15 protein-coding genes and 1 pseudogene are annotated in these 17,610 nt (G+C 68.7%); 6 read left to right on the forward strand and 10 right to left on the reverse strand.

Annotated elements, in window-relative coordinates; all coding sequences use genetic code 11:
- Window positions 1-222 precede the first annotated feature (222 nt).
- The 3 genes from ACW173_RS20215 to rnd form a co-directional block, all read right to left on the reverse strand.
- Complete coding sequence (locus tag ACW173_RS20215) at window positions 223-1,512, reverse strand: serine hydrolase domain-containing protein (RefSeq protein WP_492081858.1); 1,290 nt, start codon at window positions 1,510-1,512, stop codon at window positions 223-225.
- Between the two features lie 76 nt (window positions 1,513-1,588).
- Window positions 1,589-3,253, reverse strand: a complete 1,665-nt coding sequence (locus tag ACW173_RS20220) for an ATP-binding protein (protein WP_492081859.1) — start codon at window positions 3,251-3,253, stop codon at window positions 1,589-1,591.
- A 199-nt stretch (window positions 3,254-3,452) separates the two neighbouring features.
- Entirely contained in the window at window positions 3,453-4,622 is a 1,170-nt protein-coding gene (gene rnd / locus ACW173_RS20225) for a ribonuclease D (RefSeq protein ID WP_492081860.1), read from the reverse strand.
- A 137-nt stretch (window positions 4,623-4,759) separates the two neighbouring features.
- On the opposite strand from rnd, the gene purM reads away from it, so the two are divergent.
- From purM to ACW173_RS20240, 3 genes are all read left to right on the forward strand, one after another.
- Window positions 4,760-5,785, forward strand: coding sequence for a phosphoribosylformylglycinamidine cyclo-ligase (purM, locus tag ACW173_RS20230; protein ID WP_492081861.1), 1,026 nt, complete (start codon window positions 4,760-4,762; stop codon window positions 5,783-5,785).
- A gap of 40 nt (window positions 5,786-5,825) precedes the next feature.
- Window positions 5,826-6,410 (forward strand): phosphoribosylglycinamide formyltransferase, encoded by a 585-nt coding sequence (gene purN, locus ACW173_RS20235; protein ID WP_492081862.1) that lies wholly within the window; start codon window positions 5,826-5,828, stop codon window positions 6,408-6,410.
- Between the two features lie 81 nt (window positions 6,411-6,491).
- Window positions 6,492-7,115 carry a DedA family protein gene (locus ACW173_RS20240; RefSeq protein WP_492081863.1) on the forward strand — a complete coding sequence of 208 codons (624 nt, stop codon included), beginning with the start codon at window positions 6,492-6,494 and terminating at the stop codon, window positions 7,113-7,115.
- Window positions 7,116-7,168: 53 nt separating this feature from the next.
- Here ACW173_RS20240 and ACW173_RS20245 read toward each other — a convergent pair whose 3' ends face one another.
- On the reverse strand, window positions 7,169-7,759 hold the full coding sequence (locus ACW173_RS20245; RefSeq protein WP_492086028.1) for a YoaK family protein: 591 nt from the start codon (window positions 7,757-7,759) through the stop codon (window positions 7,169-7,171).
- On the opposite strand from ACW173_RS20245, the pseudogene ACW173_RS20250 reads away from it, so the two are divergent.
- Window positions 7,652-7,881: pseudogene (locus ACW173_RS20250) on the forward strand (hypothetical protein); the annotation flags it as partial. The gene ACW173_RS20245 and the pseudogene ACW173_RS20250 overlap by 108 nt on opposite strands.
- Before the next feature lie 9 nt (window positions 7,882-7,890).
- On the opposite strand, the gene ndk reads toward ACW173_RS20250, so the two are convergent.
- The gene (gene ndk / locus ACW173_RS20255; RefSeq protein ID WP_492081864.1) at window positions 7,891-8,310 is read right to left on the reverse strand and encodes a nucleoside-diphosphate kinase; all 420 of its coding nucleotides are present in this window, start codon (window positions 8,308-8,310) and stop codon (window positions 7,891-7,893) included.
- 94 nt (window positions 8,311-8,404) lie between these two features.
- Between ndk and ACW173_RS20260 the strand changes: the two genes are divergently transcribed.
- Both ACW173_RS20260 and ACW173_RS20265 read left to right on the forward strand, forming a co-directional pair.
- Window positions 8,405-10,270: an ABC-F family ATP-binding cassette domain-containing protein gene (locus ACW173_RS20260; protein ID WP_492081865.1), complete on the forward strand. Its 1,866-nt coding sequence runs from the start codon at window positions 8,405-8,407 to the stop codon at window positions 10,268-10,270.
- Window positions 10,271-10,363: 93 nt separating this feature from the next.
- Window positions 10,364-10,768, forward strand: a complete 405-nt coding sequence (locus tag ACW173_RS20265) for a hypothetical protein (RefSeq protein WP_492081866.1) — start codon at window positions 10,364-10,366, stop codon at window positions 10,766-10,768.
- Here ACW173_RS20265 and ACW173_RS20270 read toward each other — a convergent pair whose 3' ends face one another.
- From ACW173_RS20270 to ACW173_RS20290, 5 genes are all read right to left on the reverse strand, one after another.
- Window positions 10,769-12,457, reverse strand: coding sequence for a cellulase family glycosylhydrolase (locus ACW173_RS20270; protein WP_492081867.1), 1,689 nt, complete (start codon window positions 12,455-12,457; stop codon window positions 10,769-10,771).
- Window positions 12,458-12,542: 85 nt separating this feature from the next.
- The gene (locus tag ACW173_RS20275) at window positions 12,543-15,035 is read right to left on the reverse strand and encodes an MASE1 domain-containing protein (protein WP_492081868.1); all 2,493 of its coding nucleotides are present in this window, start codon (window positions 15,033-15,035) and stop codon (window positions 12,543-12,545) included.
- Window positions 15,036-15,178: 143 nt separating this feature from the next.
- Window positions 15,179-15,523 (reverse strand): peptidase inhibitor I78, encoded by a 345-nt coding sequence (locus ACW173_RS20280; RefSeq protein WP_492081869.1) that lies wholly within the window; start codon window positions 15,521-15,523, stop codon window positions 15,179-15,181.
- Window positions 15,520-15,981, reverse strand: coding sequence for a DNA polymerase III subunit chi (locus ACW173_RS20285; RefSeq protein WP_492081870.1), 462 nt, complete (start codon window positions 15,979-15,981; stop codon window positions 15,520-15,522). Before ACW173_RS20285 ends, ACW173_RS20280 begins: the two co-directional genes overlap by 4 nt.
- A 2-nt stretch (window positions 15,982-15,983) precedes the next feature.
- Entirely contained in the window at window positions 15,984-17,465 is a 1,482-nt protein-coding gene (locus ACW173_RS20290; RefSeq protein WP_492081871.1) for a leucyl aminopeptidase, read from the reverse strand.
- Window positions 17,466-17,610: the final 145 nt, after the last annotated feature.

The following is a 17,610-nucleotide window of genomic DNA, read 5'->3' on the forward strand; positions in this document are numbered from 1 at the left end:
CGGAGGGAGAACGCCAGCCTTAGAGCCCTATCAATTCAAAGCGCGATGATCGCGCATCGACGCCTCCACAGGCCTAAAGCGCCGAGGCGACCGCGCCCATTCGCCTCCCGGACCCACTTCAAGCCTCACCGCGCCCCAAGGTCGCGGTTGCGGAGGGCGAAACGGCCAGTGCCGCCAAGCGTGATCCCGCCACGGCGCCCACGCGCCAAACGCTCGCGGCCGTTATCCGGACACCTCGGCGGCGCTGGTCGTGGGCGGCGCGCCGCTGTCCAGATCCAGATAATCCTTGAACGGCAGCCGGTAGGCGCGGTCGAAGAACTCGGCTTGGAACCGGAAAGGCAGGTTGGCGTCGCTGTTCCACAGCATGACGATGCCGGTCTTGGTGGCCGGGTCGAACATCATGGTCGAGCGGTAGCCCGAGACGCCGCCGCTGTGGCCGATCAGGTGGTGGCCCTTGTAGTCGAAGCTGCGCATGCCCAGGCCGTAGCCGGGCGACTTCAGCTCGCGGGCGATGTTCAGGCGGCCATAGGGCCGGCCGGTGCCGACGCGGGCGCGCTGGGCCTCGTCCAGCACGGCTGGCGGCAGAACGTCGGGTCGCAGGCCCATCTGGGCCTGCATCCACGCGGCCAGGTCGACGATCGTCGAGTTGACCCCGGCCGCGGCGGGCACGCGGTAATAGGCCTCCGACAGCTTCAGCTCATGGCCGTGGCGATGCGGCCGAGCCCAGTGCGCGGCCGAGGTCAGGCTCGCCATGCCGATGGTGGCCCCGGTCATGCCCAGCGGCTGGAAGATGCGCCGTCTCACCGTGTCGGCATAGGGCGCGCCGGTGCGGGCGCGGATGATCTCGCTGATCGTGTCGTAGGCGATGTTCTGGTAGGTATGGCACGTCCCCGGCGGGCAGACCGTCTTCAGCGATCCCAGGGCGCCTCGGATCTTGGCCGGGTCCTGGCCGTCCTCCAGCTGGCCGTCATAGGCGTTCTTGCCCAGGCCCGTGCGCTGCGACAACAGCTGTTCGATCGTCAGGCTGTTCTGGGCGTCGCCGGGCAGGCGCAGACTGGTGTCGAAGATCCCCAGCGGGTCCGACAGCGAGAAGGTCCCGTCCGCCGCCAAGCGGGCCGACAGCGTGCCGGCGATGGTCTTGGACAGCGAGGCCCAGCGGAACACGGTGTGGGAGCTGACCGGCTCGCCGTGCTGGCCGGCGGTGACGCCATAACCCTTCACGAACGACAGCCGCCCCTTCTCGACCACGGCGACGGCCAGGCCTTCCATGGAAGGATCCGACATCATCGCGTCGACGCGGGCGTTCAGCGCCCTGTAATCGATGGTCCCGCGCCAGTCGGCGGGGGCTTCGGGCAGCTTGGCGGCCTGTTGCGCGGTGGCCTCGGCGCCGGTCTTGGGCGCCTTGTCCCGGGCGCGCGGCAGCAGGACCGCGCCGACGATGACCAGCAGGACGCCCCCGGCGATGAGCCACTGAACATGCCGCTTCTTGCTGAGGACCCCGACGTCGGACACTACCGATAGAACCTTGAATCACCTGGAAGACTTCTAAGCAGGATCGCCCGCGATGTGGGGCGAAAATGCGAAATTCTCAGCCGAATAGCGCCGCGTAAAGGTCACGGGCGTTCACCGGCTTCTCGACCCAGCCGGTCATGCCCGCCTCGCGGCAGGCGGCGACTTCCTCGGGCGAGACCGCGCCGGTGACGGCGATGACCGGGGTGGCGCGATTGGCGCGGCTGGCGCGCAGGCGGCGGGTGGCTTCCAGACCGTCTACACCGGGCATGCGCACGTCCATCAGGATGGCGTCGAACACCCGGCGCTCGGCCAGGGCCAGGGCGCTCGAGGCGTCCTCGGCGGTCTCGACCTGGGCGCCGAAGGCCTCCAGCATCTGGCGCAGGGCCCGGCGATTGATGTCGTGGTCGTCGACCACCAGGATCAGCGGAGCCTCGCCACGGAGCGCGAGCGCCTCGTCAGGCTCGGACGCGGGCGGCTCGGCCCCTTCCGGCGCGGGCAGGCGCACTGTGAAGCGCGCCCCGCCCCCCTCGGCATTGGCGGCTGTGAGCTCCCCACCCATCAACCGCGTCAGGTCCCGGCTGATCGACAGGCCCAGGCCCGTCCCGCCGAACGCCCGCGCGGTGTCGGCGCCGGCCTGCTCATAGGGGCTGAACAGCCGCTCGATCTGGTCCTCGCCCAGGCCCGGTCCGGTGTCTCGCACCTCGATCGAGACCATGCGCTGAGGCTGCGCATCCACCCGCACCCCGACCGTCACCGCGCCCTCGGCGGTGAACTTGATGGCGTTGCTGAGCAGGTTGTTCAGCACCTGGCGCACGCGCATCGGATCGCCGCGCACCCACCGCGGCAGATCCTCGGCCCCATTGAGCACCAGGCGTACGCCCTTGGCCTCGGCCGTCTGGCGCCAGAAGCCCACGGTGTCGCCCACCAGGGTCCGCAGGTCGTGGTCGACGATCTCGACGCCCATCCGCCCGGCCTCGATCTTGGAGAGGTCCAAGAGGTCGTTCAGCAGCGCGCGCATCATCAGACCGGCGTCGGCGATCAGCGAGGCGTCGGACTTGTCGCGCTCCAGGGCCTCTGCGCCGTTCAGGATGGCGTTGATCGGGGTGCGCAGCTCATGGCTGACCATGGCGATGAAGGCCGACTTGGCGGCGGTCTGGGCCTCGGCGGCCCGGCGAGCGGCGCGCTCGGCGGCCAGGGTCCGCTGCGACCACAGGAACACCATGGCCAGGGTCAGGCAGAAGAGACCGACGCCCGCCAGGAAGAACGGCATGATCGGGTCACGAGCGGCGCCCGCGGCCAGCGGCGTGATGACCAGATAGCTGACGTGCGGAACGCCGGAGGCGACGAAGGCCGCCAGGCAGCCCTCCGCCCCCATCAGCGCGGTGATGATCGAGCCCGACAGCAGCAGGATGGCCCCGGCCGCGCCGACGGGCGTGCCGGTGGCCCAGACTGGAATGGCTAGCCAGCCGAACACGAAGGCCAAGGCGACGTCGGCGGCCAGGTTCAGCACCACAGCGCGGCGTGGGTCGGGCTGTCCGAGGAAGTGGTTGAGCGCCAGCACCTCGGCGACCTGCGCCACGACGTAGACGGCCGACCAGAGGAGGATGAAATCCAGGCCGGGCTTGACCAGGGCCAGGGCCGCCAGCACCAGGACGACGAAGAGCCGGAGGGGAACCTGCTTGCGGCGCGACACCGCCGCGGGGCGGTACGCGACCGCCAGAGTCTCCCAGAAAGCACTCAACGCAAATCCCCTACTCGGCGCGTCCAGTCTCCGTGAAGACCGGACGCGGCGTCTTGTACGCCGGCAAACCTATGCGCGGCCTTGTACAGGACCCGATATGGGGAGCAAAAGCCCTACATCCCTTAAGGTCATGGCGCCGCTTCCCGAAAAGGTAGCGGCGCCGTTTGCCTGGTCAGTCTTGGCCGACTCAGCCTTGGGCCTATTCAGCCTTGGGCGCGCGCCGCACTTCGACCACGCGGACCTTGGCGCCGTCCAGCACCAGGGCCAGCTCGCCGCGCTTGATCTTCAGGGCGTCGGCCCCGAAGGCGTCGCGGCGCCAGCCGGTCAGGGCCGGCGTGGTGGCGTTGTCGTCGGCGGCGATCTTCTCCAGGTCCGAGACCGTGGCGATCAGCTTGGAGGCGACGCCGGCTTCCTCGGCGCGGGCTTTCAGCAGCACCTTGAGCAGCTCGACCACGGCGCCGGCGTTCTGGGGCGGCGGCGGACCGGGCTTGTCGACGACCGGGGCGTAACCTTCCGGATCGGCCAGGGCGGCCTTGATCGCCGCCAGAAGGTCGGGACCGAACTTGCTGCCGCCGAAGCCCTTGGGCACGCCCCGCAGGTTGTTCAGGGCTTCCAGGCTGGTCGGCGCCTGGGTCGCCAGCTCGTCGATGGCCTCGTCCTTCAGGATGCGCCCACGCGGCTGGTCGCGGTTCTGGGCGGTGCGCTCGCGCCAGGCGGCGACGGCCTTGAACACGGCCAGATATTTCGGCGCCGTCTTGCGCGGACGCAGGCGACGCCAGGCCTTTTCCGGATCGACGTCATAGGCGGCCGGATCCGAGATCGCGGTCATCTCTTCTTCCACCCAGGCGAGTCGCCCGCTGGTTTCGAGTCGCTCGCGCAGGATCGGGAACAGCGCCGCCAGGTGCGTGACGTCGGCCAGGGCGTAGGTCAGCTGGGCGTCGGTCAACGGCCGGCGGGCCCAGTCGGTGAACCGGCTGGACTTGTCCAGTTCGATGCGCAGCATCTGGCGGACAAGGGCGTCATAGGCGATCTGCTCGCCGAAACCCGCCGCCATGCCGGCGACCTGGGTGTCGAACAGCGGGCGCGGCATAGCCTTGAGATTGTTGAAGATCTCGACGTCCTGACGCGCGGCGTGGAACACCTTGAGGATGCTCGTATCGCGCATGACGGCCAGCAGCGGCTCCAGGTCGATACCCTCGGCGAGAGGATCGATGACGGCTTCGTGCGTGGGCGACGCGACCTGGATCAGGCACAGCTTTGGCCAGTAGGTCGTCTCGCGCATGAACTCAGTGTCCACAGCGACGAAAGGCTCGCCCGCGAGTGCATTACAGAACGCCGCCAGCTCGGCGGTGGTGGTGATCGGCTTCATCGGCTGCTAATAGCCTCGCGCACCCCCGAGTCTGCAAGCGTCAAGACGCGCTCCGCGTACCGGGAAAGCAAATTTTCCGCGTGTTCGAAGGGTCTTGTCGCCCTCCGATAGACGAAAGAGCGAGCGCCAGAGCGACCATGAGCGATCTGCCCAACGGCCTTACCTACGCCCAGGCGGGTGTCGACATCGATGCGGGCAATGCGCTCGTGGACGCCATCAAACCCCTGGCCAAGGCCACCCGCCGCCCCGGCGCGGAAGCCAGCCTGGGCGGCTTCGGCGCCCTGTTCGACCTGAAGGCGGCCGGCTACGAGGACGCCCTGCTGGTCACCACGACCGACGGCGTCGGCACCAAGCTGCGCATCGCCATCGACGCGGGCATGCACGCCACGGTCGGCATCGACCTGGTGGCCATGTGCGTCAACGACCTCTTGGCGCAAGGCGCCGAGCCGCTGATGTTCCTGGACTACTTCGCCACCGGCAAGCTGGACATCGAGACCGCCAAGAGCGTGGTCGCCGGCATCGCCGACGGCTGCAAGCTGGCCGGCGCGGCCCTGGTGGGTGGCGAGACGGCCGAAATGCCGGGCATGTACAGCGACGGCGAGTATGACCTGGCTGGCTTCTCGGTCGGCGCGGTCGAGCGCGATGGCGTCCTGCCCAAGCTGGACAAGCAACGCGCCGGCGACATCATCATCGGCCTGGGCTCGTCGGGTCCGCACTCGAACGGCTATTCGCTGGTGCGTCGCGTGGTCGAACGCTCGGGCCTCGCCTGGGACGCTCCCTGCCCGTTCGAAGACGGCAAGACGCTGGCGGAAGCCCTGATGGCTCCGACCCGGATCTATGTGAAGTCGCTGCTGCCCCTCCTTCAGTCGGGGCGAGTGAAAGGCGGCGCCCACATCACCGGCGGCGGCTTGATCGAGAACCCGCCGCGCGCCATCGCCGAAGGCCTGGCCGCCGAGTTCGAATGGAACGCCTGGGCCCAGCCGCCCGTGTTCGAATGGCTGGCCCAGGTCGGCGGCATTTCCGAGCATGAGATGCGCCGCACGTTCAATTGTGGCGTGGGCTTTATCATCATCACCGCGCAGGCCGACGCCGAACCGGTCCTGGCCGCCCTGCTGAACGCCGGCGAGGACGCCTTCATCTGCGGCCAGCTGGTCAAGGCTTAGGTCTCCCCCTCCCGCGGGGCGGAGAAGGATTGGGGGATGCATGACCCAACGAACAAAAGTTGCTGTCCTGATCTCCGGGCGCGGCTCGAACATGGAAGCGCTCGTCGCCGCCGCGCGCGATCCTGACTGCCCGTTCGAGATCGCCCTGGTCCTGGCCAACAAGCCCGACGCCGGCGGCCTGGCCACGGCGGCGGAGGCCGGGATCGAAGCCCTCTGCGTCGACCAGAAGCCCTTCGGCAAGGACCGCGAGGCCCACGAGCGGGCCATCGACGCGGCCCTGCGCGAGCGTGGCATCCAGGTCATCGCCCTGGCCGGCTACATGCGCATCCTCACCTCGTTCCTCGTCGACGCCTGGGAAGGCCGGATGCTGAACATCCACCCGTCCCTGCTGCCCGCCTATCCCGGTCTGGACACCCACGCCCGCGCCATCGCCGCGGGTGACGCGGAGGCCGGCTGCACGGTCCACTTGGTGACGGCCGGCGTCGACGAGGGTCCGATCCTGGGCCAGGCCCGCGTGCCGATCCTGCCTGGCGACGACGACCACACGCTGTCGGCTCGGGTGCTGGAGCAGGAGCACAAGCTCTACGCCGCCACCCTGGCCACATTCGTCAGCGAGCGTGTCTGAGACGGCGTGTCGCAGGCCGTAACAGCCCGTAAAGCCTAACGGGTCAGAACTTCGTCACTATGTGTCGCCATGATGCACGTCATGGACACCTGGATCGCCGATCTCTTTCGAGTCGCCGCCGACAACGCCGGTTTCGCCGGCGCGATCCTGTTCGCCTTCACGCTGCTGGAAGCCCTGCTGTTCGTCGGCCTGCTGATCCCGATCCTGGGCGTGATGCTGGCCGCCGGGGCGCTGATCGCCCAGGGCGTGCTGCATCCGGTCGAAGCGATCCTGTGGTGCAGCGCCGGCGCGGCCGCCGGTGACGCCCTCTCCTATCTGATGGGCCGAGGCCTGGGCGGCCGCCGCGCCGCGCGCTTCCTCTTCGCGGGCAAGCGCCGCCTGTTGGCCCGCGCCAAACTGCTGACCCGCCGCCACGGCGTGCTGGCCATCGCCGCCGCGCGTTATCTGGGTCCGGCCCGCCCGTTCATCCCGATCCTGGCCGGCATCTCGCGCTCGCGCCCCTGGAGCTTCCAGGTCGCCAACATCCTGTCGGCTCCGCTGTGGGTCATCTCGCTATTGGCCCCCGGCTATCTGGCCGCGCGCAATCTGCAGATGTTCGGCAGCAATCCGGCGCTGGCCAGCGGCATCGTGTTGGGCCTGATCCTGGCCGTCGGCCTGGTCATCATGGGTTTCAAGCGCGGCCAGCGCCTGCGCGCGGCGCTTTAGGGCGCGACCTCGCCACCCGCCGCGGCGTTGAATTCACCCCCGCGAACGAGGGTTCAAGCCGAACGCCAGCGCCGCTCGGCCCAAACCGCGCCGCCCACGACCACGGCGACGGCGCCCCACAAGGCGGCGGCGCCGATCGTCACATAGGTCAGAGCGCCCAGCGCTCCGCCGGCCGCGAGACCGGTCCACAGCAGCACATAGCGCGGCCAGTCCGAGGGTTCACCGCCGACCAGGGCGCCGGCGATCCGCTGACCGGCCTTGACCAGGGCTCCCGTCATGTAGGTCAGCCCCACCGCCACGTCGCCGTTCCGCTGGAAGACGGCGTTCTCGGCTCCCATCGCCATGGCGACGGCCGTCACGCCGGCGGTGTCGAAGCCGAACGCCAGCAGGCCCGCGCCCGCCGCCAGCAACAGCGCCTCGAGCACCAATACCGGTGACCGGCGCGCTTCACCGAGCGCTCGCGCCGTCAGCGCGCCCAGAACCACGCCGGCCACGAAGGAGATCACCAGGGCCAGGACCGTCAGGACGGCCGCGCCATTCCCCGTCGCCAGCCCCACGCCCAGCCGCGTGGAATTGCCGCTCATGAACGAGACGAAGAATCCGCCCAGCTTCAGGAAGCCGATCGCGTCGACATAGCCCGCCACGCCCGACAGCGTGACCGCCAGCGCCACCTCGCCTCGCTCGTAGTGCTTCACCGAACGCCCCGCGACAAAAGAGAACGGCCGGATCGTCACCGATCCGGCCGTTCTCAGCCATCAGAAAAGTCAGGCTGAAATCAGCCGACGATGTCTTCAGCGGTGAAGAACTGGGCGATTTCGATGCCCGCGTTCTCCAGGCTGTCCGAGCCGTGGACCGAGTTTTCGCCGATCGACAGGGCGAATTGCTTGCGGATGGTGCCTTCGTCGGCGTTGGCCGGGTTGGTGGCGCCCATGACTTCGCGGTACTTGGCGACGGCGTTGTCGCCTTCCAGCACCTGCACGACCACCGGCTCGGCGGTCATCTGGGCCACGAGTTCGCCGTAGAACGGACGCTCGGCGTGCACTTCGTAGAACTTCTTGGCTTGGGCTTCGGTCAGCTTCACGCGACGCTGAGCGACGATGCGCAGGCCGGCGGCCTCGATCACGGCGTTGACGGCGCCGGTCAGGTTGCGACGGGTGGCGTCCGGCTTGATGATCGAGAAGGTGCGTTCGGTCACGGAGTGATCTCACAGAAAAGTTGTGGATTGGGAGGTTGCGGGCTTATAGCCGTGCGCCTCCTCCCCGCCAACCCCGCCGCGTAACCTTCATAAAATGCTTCAGATCCGTGACCTGACCTTCAACGCCTGGGGTCGGAAGTTCTTCGACCACGCCAGCGTCAGCCTGCCGCCGGGCGCCAAGGTCGGCCTGATCGGGCGCAACGGCGTGGGCAAGTCGACCTTGTTCAAGCTGATCCTGGGCCAGCTGCACGCCGGCGACGACGAGATCAGCCTGCCCAAGGCCGCGCGGATCGGCTCGGTGGACCAGGAGCACCCGGCCACGCCCTTCACCCTGCTGGACACCGTGCTGGAGGCCGACGAGGAGCGCCACGACCTGCTGACCCGGCTGGAGACGGCCAATCCCGAGGAGATGGGCGAGATCTGGGCTCGCCTGATCGAGATCGATTCCGACGCCGCCCCGGCCAAGGCGTCGGAAATCCTGGTGGGTCTGGGTTTCACGCAAGACGACCTGGCCCGGCCGATGAGCGAGTTCTCGGGCGGCTGGCGGATGCGCGTGGCCCTGGCGGCGGCGCTGTTCGCCGAGCCCGACATGCTGCTGCTGGACGAACCGACCAACTATCTCGACCTGGAAGGCGCCCTGTGGCTGGAAGCGAGGCTGCAGAAGTACCCGCATACCGCCCTGATCGTCAGCCACGACCGCGAGCTGCTCAACAACAGCTGTACGCACATGCTGCACCTGGCCGGCGGCAAGCTGGAGCTCTACACCGGCGGCTACGACGACTTCGAGAAGCGCCGCGCCGAGAAGGCCCGCCTGCAACTGTCGGCCAAGGCCAAGCAGGACGCCGAGCGCGCGCACCTGCAGGCCTTCGTCGACCGCTTCAAGGCCAAGGCCTCCAAAGCGGCGCAAGCGCAGTCCCGCATGAAGCGCCTGGCCAAGATGGAGCCGGTGGCCACCACGATCGAAGAGCGCGTCGCGCCCTTCACCCTGCCCTCGCCGCCGCGCCCGCTGGCGCCGCCGCTCATTCGCCTGGAAAAGGCGAACGTGGGTTATGAGGCCGATCGCCCGATCCTCAAGAACCTCAACCTGCGCATGGACCTGGACGACCGTATCGGCCTGCTGGGCGTCAACGGCGCGGGCAAGTCGACCTTCGCCAAGATGATCGCCGGGGCCCTGACCGTTCAGAAGGGCGAGCTGCACCGCGACAAGAAGATGAAGGTCGGCTGGTTCCACCAGCACCAGATCGAGGCGATGGATCCGGTGGACACCCCGCTGGAGATCATCCGCCGGGCGATGCCTGACGCCTCGGAAAGCTCGCGTCGTTCGAAACTGGCCCAGTTCGGCCTGGGCTTCGAGAAGCAGGAGACCACGGTCGCCAACCTGTCGGGCGGCGAGCGCGCCCGCCTGCTGCTCAACATGGTGGCGATGGACGCGCCGCACATGCTGATCCTCGACGAACCGACCAACCACCTGGACATCGACAGCCGCCGCGCCCTGCTGGACGCGCTGAACGACTACAACGGCGCGGTCATCCTGATCACCCACGACCGCTCGCTGATGGAGCTGGTCGCCGACCGCCTGTGGCTGGCCGCCGACGGCACGGTGAAGCCGTTCGACGGCGACATGGACGACTACGCCAAGTTCGTGCTGGACCGCGCCAAGCAGGCCGTGAAGCCGACCCAGGTCGCGCGCGAACCGGAGCCGGCGGCGACTCCCGCCAAGAAAAAGGCCGCCGTCGAGCCTCTGCGCCGCAAGGTCGAGGCCGCCGAGCAGGTCATGACCCGCTGCACGCGCAACCTCGCCGAGCTGGACGCTCAGCTGGCGGATCCGGACCTCTATGTGAAATCCCCGGGCAAGGTCGCCGAACTGACAAAGCGGCGCGACAACGCCAAGGCCAAGCTGGAAGACGCCGAAGTCGCCTGGATGGGCTTGGCCGAGGAACTGGCGGAAGCCGAGGCTTAAACGTGGCCATTGATCGGCGGGGTTTAGGGTGAACGTGTCCTAAACCATGTCGTTTAGGGCTTCCGCGACACCTGCGGGCGCATGGTCGCCCCCATGAGCAGTCCCGCCCATCCCCGCAACCACGTCGTGGCGAACCCCGAGGGCCTCTCCTCGTCCGTCGTCCTCGAGGCGTTCGCCGAGTGGGTGAACGACCGCATCGGCGAGGCCATGCGGATCGAGATGGACCTGGCGTTCCGAGATCGTCCGTTCGACGTTCAGGTCGGTCGCGTCCCGGCCTTGGTCGGCTGGGAAGCCAAGTTCATCCAGCCCGGCGCGCCCGCGCCCAAGGGCAAGATGTGGACGGTCTATCGTCTGCACGACCAGGCCGGCCGCCCCGCCCGCCTGCCGCACTCCGGCGACCTGGTCGAGGACCTGACGCCGCTGCTGGGCGAGCTGGGCTATCTCGGCGTCTTCGAAGACGGCGTGGCGATGTTCCCCGGCGTCGGCAAGCGGAAGTAGCTATTTCGCCGGCGTCAGCCTGATCGCCGTCACACTCGCCGCGCCCGTCGATTTCAGGACCAGCGTGTTTGTCCCGGCCTGCAGCGTCACCACCGCGCCGCTGTTCACCGCCGGCCCGCCGTTGATCGCGACCGTCATCGGCCCCTCGCCCACCACGCTGACCGCATAACGCCCCGCCGTCGCCGAGACCGTGTAGCGCAGCCACTCGCCCGCCACGAAGTCGGTGACCTTCAGCGACCCATCGGCCGCCCGCTCCAGATCGACGCCGTCGTTGCGGCCCGTCCGCCCCTTGTTCCACGACGCGCGCCGCCCGCCGGTCGAGACGTGGTAGTTGGCCGCGTCGGCATCGGCATAGGCCGCGCCGATGACGCCCAGGTCGTACCGCCAGGCCGGGATGGTCGCGCCCTTGGCCCCAACCACGTGTTTCCTGAACGGCCGTGTCGAGGCGTCATGCGGCTGGCGGAACATGGCGTCGATGACGTCGGGATGGGCCTCGTTGTTCTCGAAACGGACGTCGTGCGAGGCGACCTTCATCAGCACCTGATAGGCCTCATCGGCGGCGACCGGGGTCTTGGCTTCGCCCGCCAGGGTGGTGACCACCTCGTCATAGGCCGGGTCGACCTTGATCTCGAGCGGCTGGTTGAAGCCGATCTTCTTCAGCGGCCAGAAGGCCCAGCCAATCTCGTGCTTCTCCACCAGGCGGATGGCGTCGGCGAACCAGACGTTGGAGTTCTCGCCGCTCTCGCCCAGCCACAGCGGCAGGCCGGTCTCGTCGCGCAGCTTCAGGTGCCGCGCGATCGAGGCGTCGTCATTGACGTTCCAGTACTTGTGGAAGCTGAGCGCCATGTTGGCGTCCCAGGGCCTTGGCATGCCCTTGTAGTTGTTGCCCCAGCAGTTGCCCTCGATGATGATCATGTGGCGCGGGTCGATCGCGCGGATGGCCGCCGTGGCCTCCCGGTAGAAGCTCCACAGCTTCTCCTGCTTCTCGTCCTCGCAGCCGTTCTTGTTCCCAGACCCGTCGAAGTCCCAGTTGGGCTCGTTGAGCAGGTCGTAGGCCCCGATCATCGGCTCGTCCTTGTAGCGGGCGGCCAGTTTCTTCCAGAGTTCGATGGTCTTGCGGCGGGCCTCGGGGCTGTCCCACAGCGAGGGCTTGGCCGGATCGCGGTCGGCGATCGGCAGGTCATTGCCCTGCCCGTTCGGCGCGGCGTGCAGGTCGAGGATCAGGTAGACCCCGTTGGCCTTGCTCCAGGCCAGCAGGTCGTCGATGCGCCTGAAACCGTCCTCCTTCCAGGTGTCGACGCCGTGCTTGGGCTCCTGGTCCACGGCCAAGGTCAACAGGTCGTAGTGCATCGGCAGGCGCACGGAGTTGAAGCCCCAGGCGGCCATGGCGTCGATGTCGGCCTTGGTGGTGTGGTTGTCGAGCCAGGCCTTGTGGATCGCCTGCTGGCGCGCGGGACCGACCAGGTCGGCGATCTTGCCTTGGATGACGTGCTGCTGGCCCAGCTTGGACAGGCGCAGCATGTAGCCCTCCTGCAGCATCCAGCCGCCCAGGCCCATGCCGCGCAGGATCACCGGCTGGCCGGCCTCGTCGACGATGCGGGCGTCCTTGGCCCGCAGCCAGCCCTCGGCCTGGGCGGGAGCGGTGGTCACGAGCGCGAGCGCGGCGCTGAGCGCGAGCCAGGACTTCATAGGAGGCCTCCCGTCAGAGGTCGCCTCCTTGGTCGGGCGACGCTTACTGGTATGACCAATTTCTGACTTAGAATGACAACGTTGTCTAGGCGGGCTCGGAAGACGTTCCGGTCAGGGCGGTCGAAAGGGTGGAGAGCAGTGACGCCACGGTCAGCGGCTTCGGCGTCGCCCCGTCGAACACCGGGTCCAGCGGCCCCGAGCGGACGTCGGCCGAGAAGGCGATGATTGGCGAGCTGGCGCTGGGTCCCGCTTCGGCGCGGATCCGCTGGGCCGCCGAGACGCCGTCCAGCCGGGGCATGCGCAGGTCCATCAGGATGGCGTCGAACGGCGTGGCGGCCGCCGCGGCGACGCCTTCCTCGCCATCGACGGCCTCGGCCACCTCGACCCCGACCGCCTCCAGCACCGAGCGGACCAGTTCGCGGTTGCCGGCGTTGTCGTCGACCACCAGCACCCGCACGCCCGGCGGCGGCAGGGGTAGCTCGGCCTCGCCCTCCATGTCGTCATCGGCGGCGTCGTGCGACGGCCCGGTCTGGGCCGGGATCTCGAACCAGAAGCGCGCGCCCTGCCCCAGCGTGCTCTCGACGCCGATGTCGCCGCCCATCAGCTCGACCAGCCCGCGCGAAATCGCCAGGCCCAGGCCCGTGCCGCCGTGCTCGCGGTTCAGCGCCGCGTCGATCTGGGCGAAACGGGCGAAGATCAGCGCCTGGTCGGCCGCCGCGACACCGGGTCCGGTGTCGGTGACGCTCATCCGCAGGCGGCCAGTCTGGATGTCGTATTCGGTCTCCAGGCGAACCTCGCCGACCTCGGTGAACTTCACGGCGTTGCCCATCAGGTTCAGCAGCACCTGCCGCACCCGCTCGGGGTCGATGAACAGCTCCGGCGGGGCGGTGTCGTCGCCCACCGAACGCAGCACCAGGCGCTTGTCGGCCGCGTCGGGGGCCAGCATCTCCAGCACCTCGGCCACCAGGCCGGTGATCGCCACGGTGCGCGGGTTCAGGGTGATGCGCCCCTGCTCCAGGCGCGAGAAATCCAGGATGTCGTTGATCGTCGCCAGCAGGGTCCGGCCGCCCGTGGTGATGCGGTCGACATAACGCTTGCCGCGCATGCTCAGCGCGGGCTCGTCGGCCAGCAGGTTGGCGAAGCCGATCACGGCGGTCAGGGGCGTGCGCAGTTCGTGGCTCATATTGGCCAGGAACTCGCCCTTCACGGCGGCGGCGGTCTCGGCCTCGGTCCGGGCGGCGCGCAGGTCCATCTCCAGCGTCTTGCGGGTGGTGATGTCACGGATGATGTCGGTGATGCCGGTCGGCGCGCCGGTGACCGGGTCGCAGGCCAGGGTCGGGCGCGACTCCAGCCAGATCATCCGGCCGTCCTCGCGGAAGGCGCGGTACTCGACCGTCTCGGCCGGCGGCGCGGTGACGCCGTCCGGGCAGTCGCGCTGGATCTCGACGACCCGGCGGATCGCGGCCCGGTCATCCTCGTGCAGGATCTTCAGATATCGCGCGCCCAGCAGCTCCTCGGGCTCGTAGCCCAGGATGGTCCGGGCGGCCGGCGAGATGTAGGTCATCTGCCCGTGCAGGTCGCTGTGGGCGATGATGTCCAGCGCGCTCTCGGCCAGCAGGCGGTAGCGGGCTTCGCTGCGCTCGGCCTCGGCTCGCGCCTCCTCGATATGGGCCAGGAAGGCGCGGCGCTGGCGCTGGAACGCCGCGACCGGCAGGCTGACGAAGATCGAAACGGCCAGGAACAGCTGCAGCACTGTCGACTGGGTGTCCGTTCCCGACGGGATCAGGTGGATCGGTCCTCGGCCGGCGATGGTCAGAACCAGGGCGATGGCGGCCACCAAGACCGCGCTCAGCGCCGCGCCCAGCACCTCCTGCCGCCAGGCGACGAACAGCATGACCGGCGGCACCAGGAACAGCAGCGGATACTTGCCCTGGGCGAAGACCACGACCGTCATCAGGCAGCAGATCACGATCGACATGACGCCGTCGCGGGTCATCGGCCGCTCGCGCAGATAGAGCCCGGCCCTGAAGAACACCAGCAGGCAGGGCCCGATGGTCAGCATGCCCAGGATGTCGTTCAGCACCCAGCCGACGACGTTCTGGAAAAGGTCGCCGCCCCGCAGCAGGGTATGGATCGACGCGGCGACCGACCCCGCCGCCGCCGGCGCCATGAAGCCGCCCAGCAGGACGAACGCCATCATGTCGCGCGGCCGGCCGAGGTCGATCGACGCTCCCGTCACCCGACGCACGGCGTAGGCGGCCAGGAAGCCCTCGGCGAGGTTCAGGCTGACCAGGACGACGTTGACGAATGGGCTGTCGCCGGCATGGGCGCCGGCCCACAAGGCGCCCAGCCCTCCGCCCACCAGCAAGGCGGGCCAGCGGCGCGAGGGCGAGGACAGAAGGCAGGCGGCCAGGAAGCCGTTCGACAGCCAGATCGGCGTGACGTGGTGATAGGCCCTGGGGACCTCGACGCAGAGATAGGCGAGAAATGCGAAGCCGAACGCGACGCCCAACGCCATGAGAAGCGTGGTCGCCAAGTCGTCGCGGGTCCTGGGTCCGATCGTCGGTTGGTCGACCATGCTCTGAACCGGCCGGGCGGGAATCTCCGGCGATTGAGTTATTTCATCTCAAACGCACGGAAGCCAGAAGAGCTTGGCGGAACGCGGGTCTCACCTTTGCTTTCCGAGCCTGCTAGTCCGGCTCAGCATTGAAGCGGCCAGGCTCAGCCGCATTTGACTTCCTGAACGATGCCGGTGTCGGCGTTGAACAGAATGTTCAGGCGGTCGGCGCGGAAATCCATGGTCACCGGACAGGTCGTGCAGGCCACGCGCCAGCGCGACGGGTCGACCGGGGCCGGCAGGCTGGTGCGCGGCTTGCCGACGAAAGCCCGAGCATCCTTCAGGCCGCACTGGTCCTTTTCCACGTCCGAAACCGGCGGCTTGGCCGGCAGGGCGATGGCCGGCGGCGCGGTCGGAGTAGCCGGCGGCGGTGGCGGGGCCGGCTCGGGCGCGCTGGAGCACGAGGCCAGGACCAGACCCAGCATCAGGGCGGACAGTACGCGCTTCATGCCTGCTTCTCCCAACCGCGTTCGGCGCCCTGGCGCCAGTAGGACACCGGATGCCCGGCTTTCTTGAACACCGACCAGCGTCCGCGCGCCTGCGACAGCGCTTGCTCGTCCCTGCCGTCAAACAGCAGGATACAGCGCGAAACCCCTGAAAGATCACCAGGTTCTGCCCCGTCGATCAGGAACAGCGCATCCCCGGCGTTGGGGTTCCCGTCCTCGCCGGTCAGCAGCACCGGCTGCCGCTCGGCCATCGGCTCGGAGGCCAGGCCGTGCGGCAGGAAGCTGTCCTCGCGATAGGTCCACAGGTGCTGGTCCAGCGCCTCGATGCGACGCGGATCGCCCCCGCGCACCAGCGCCTTCCAGCCCCTGCCGAGCGTCTTCTCCAGCAGCTCGGGCAGCACCGCCTCGAGCGGCGAGCGCTCGAGGTGGTAGAACCAGACCTCGCAGAGAGCCGTCGTCATGATCAGCTTTCGTAGGCGTCGGCGACCAGGCGGTTCAGCAGACGCACGCCGTAGCCGGCCGCGCCGTCCGGCACGGTCGGGTCCGTCGAGGGCTTCTTCCAGGCCACCGAAGCGATGTCGAGGTGCGCCCACGGCGTGCCGTTGACGAACTTCTGCAGGAACAGGCCAGCGGTGATCGAGCCGGCGGGACGGCCGCCGATGTTCTTCATGTCGGCGATCGGGCTTTCGATCTGCTTCTCGTACGAAGCCGGCAACGGCAGGCGCCACAGCGGCTCGCGCTCGGCCTTGCCGGCGCTGAGAAGTTTCTCCGACAAACCATCGTTATTGCTGAACAAACCAGCGTAGTCGTGACCAAGCGAAATGATGATCGCGCCGGTCAGGGTGGCCAGGTCGATCATGAACTGGGGCTTGAAGCGCTCCTGGCAGTACCAGAGCGCGTCGGCCAGCACGAGGCGGCCTTCGGCGTCGGTGTTGATGACCTCGATGGTCTGGCCCGACATCGAGGTGACCACGTCGCCCGGGCGCTGGGCGTTGCCGTCGGGCATGTTCTCCACCAGACCCAGGATGCCGATGGCGTTGACCTTGGCCTTGCGGCCGGCCAGGGCGTGCATGACGCCGGTCACGGCGGCCGCGCCGCCCATGTCCCACTTCATGTCTTCCATGCCGTCGGCCGGCTTGATCGAGATGCCGCCGGTGTCGAAGGTGACGCCCTTGCCGACGAAGGCGATCGGCTGGCTCGACTTGTCGGCGCCGCCCAGCCACTTCATGACGACCAGCTGGCTCTCGCGGCGACTGCCCTGGCCCACGCCCAGCAGGCTGCCCATCCCCAGCTCCGCCATCTGGGCCTCGCCCAGGACCTCGACCTCAAGGCCCAGGCTCTCGAGGCTCTTGGCGCGGGCGGCGAATTCTTCCGGATGCAGGATGTTGGCCGGCTCGGAGACCAGGTCGCGGCTGAACACGATGGCGTCGGCGAGCGCGGACAGCGGCTCATAGGCCTTCTGGGCCTTGACCGGGTCGGCCGCGGCGACCTTGACCACCTGGACCGACGGCTTCTTCTCGGCCTTCTCGGTGGTGCGGTACTTGTCGAAGCGGTAGGCGGCCAGGCGGGCCCCGAAGGCGGCGCGGGCGGCGCTCTCGGCGTCGGCGCCCAGCTTCAGGACCAGTTCGGTGACCCCCGAGCCCTTCACGGCCTGGTAGGCCGAGGCGGCGGCGGTTTCGACCGCTTCCGGCTCCACCGCGCCCGAACCGTCGACGCCGACCAGCACCAGGCGGGCGGCTTCCAGGCCGTGCGGGGCGACGACGTCCAGGGTCTGACCCTTGGCGCCGGTGAAGCGACCGCCGGCGATGGCGCGCGCCAGGGCGCCGCCGGTGGCCTCGTTGGCCGCCTTGGCTTCCGGCGAGAGGGCCGCGCCCTCATGGGCCAGGACCGCGAGGGCGGCCGTTGCGCCGGCCTGGGTGTCGACGGGGACGAACTCGATACGCATGCCGCGCTCCTGCATCTGGGCGACTTCTAAATGGCGCGTCACGACGCGCTGCCGCTCATCTCGAACTAGGCGGCATAGTCCAATGCCGCGCCATAGAAAAGGCTCCGTTGGGCCCCACTCGGCACAGTCAAGTCAGGTCCCTGGT

The organism is Caulobacter sp. ALps2 (assembly GCF_058681635.1).

Excerpts from the sequence above, each read along its gene's own strand:
- ACW173_RS20275 (WP_492081868.1), bottom strand. The coding sequence starts at position 15,035 with ATGGTCGACCAACCGACGATCGGACCCAGGACCCGCGACGACTTGGCG.
- ACW173_RS20265 (WP_492081866.1), top strand. The coding sequence starts at position 10,364 with ATGAGCAGTCCCGCCCATCCCCGCAACCACGTCGTGGCGAACCCCGAG.
- rnd (WP_492081860.1), bottom strand. The coding sequence starts at position 4,622 with ATGAAGCCGATCACCACCACCGCCGAGCTGGCGGCGTTCTGTAATGCA.
- ACW173_RS20270 (WP_492081867.1), bottom strand. The coding sequence starts at position 12,457 with ATGAAGTCCTGGCTCGCGCTCAGCGCCGCGCTCGCGCTCGTGACCACC.
- ACW173_RS20290 (WP_492081871.1), bottom strand. The coding sequence starts at position 17,465 with ATGCGTATCGAGTTCGTCCCCGTCGACACCCAGGCCGGCGCAACGGCC.
- purM (WP_492081861.1), top strand. The coding sequence starts at position 4,760 with ATGAGCGATCTGCCCAACGGCCTTACCTACGCCCAGGCGGGTGTCGAC.
- purN (WP_492081862.1), top strand. The coding sequence starts at position 5,826 with ATGACCCAACGAACAAAAGTTGCTGTCCTGATCTCCGGGCGCGGCTCG.
- ACW173_RS20260 (WP_492081865.1), top strand. The coding sequence starts at position 8,405 with ATGCTTCAGATCCGTGACCTGACCTTCAACGCCTGGGGTCGGAAGTTC.
- ACW173_RS20240 (WP_492081863.1), top strand. The coding sequence starts at position 6,492 with ATGGACACCTGGATCGCCGATCTCTTTCGAGTCGCCGCCGACAACGCC.
- ACW173_RS20280 (WP_492081869.1), bottom strand. The coding sequence starts at position 15,523 with ATGAAGCGCGTACTGTCCGCCCTGATGCTGGGTCTGGTCCTGGCCTCG.
- ACW173_RS20285 (WP_492081870.1), bottom strand. The coding sequence starts at position 15,981 with ATGACGACGGCTCTCTGCGAGGTCTGGTTCTACCACCTCGAGCGCTCG.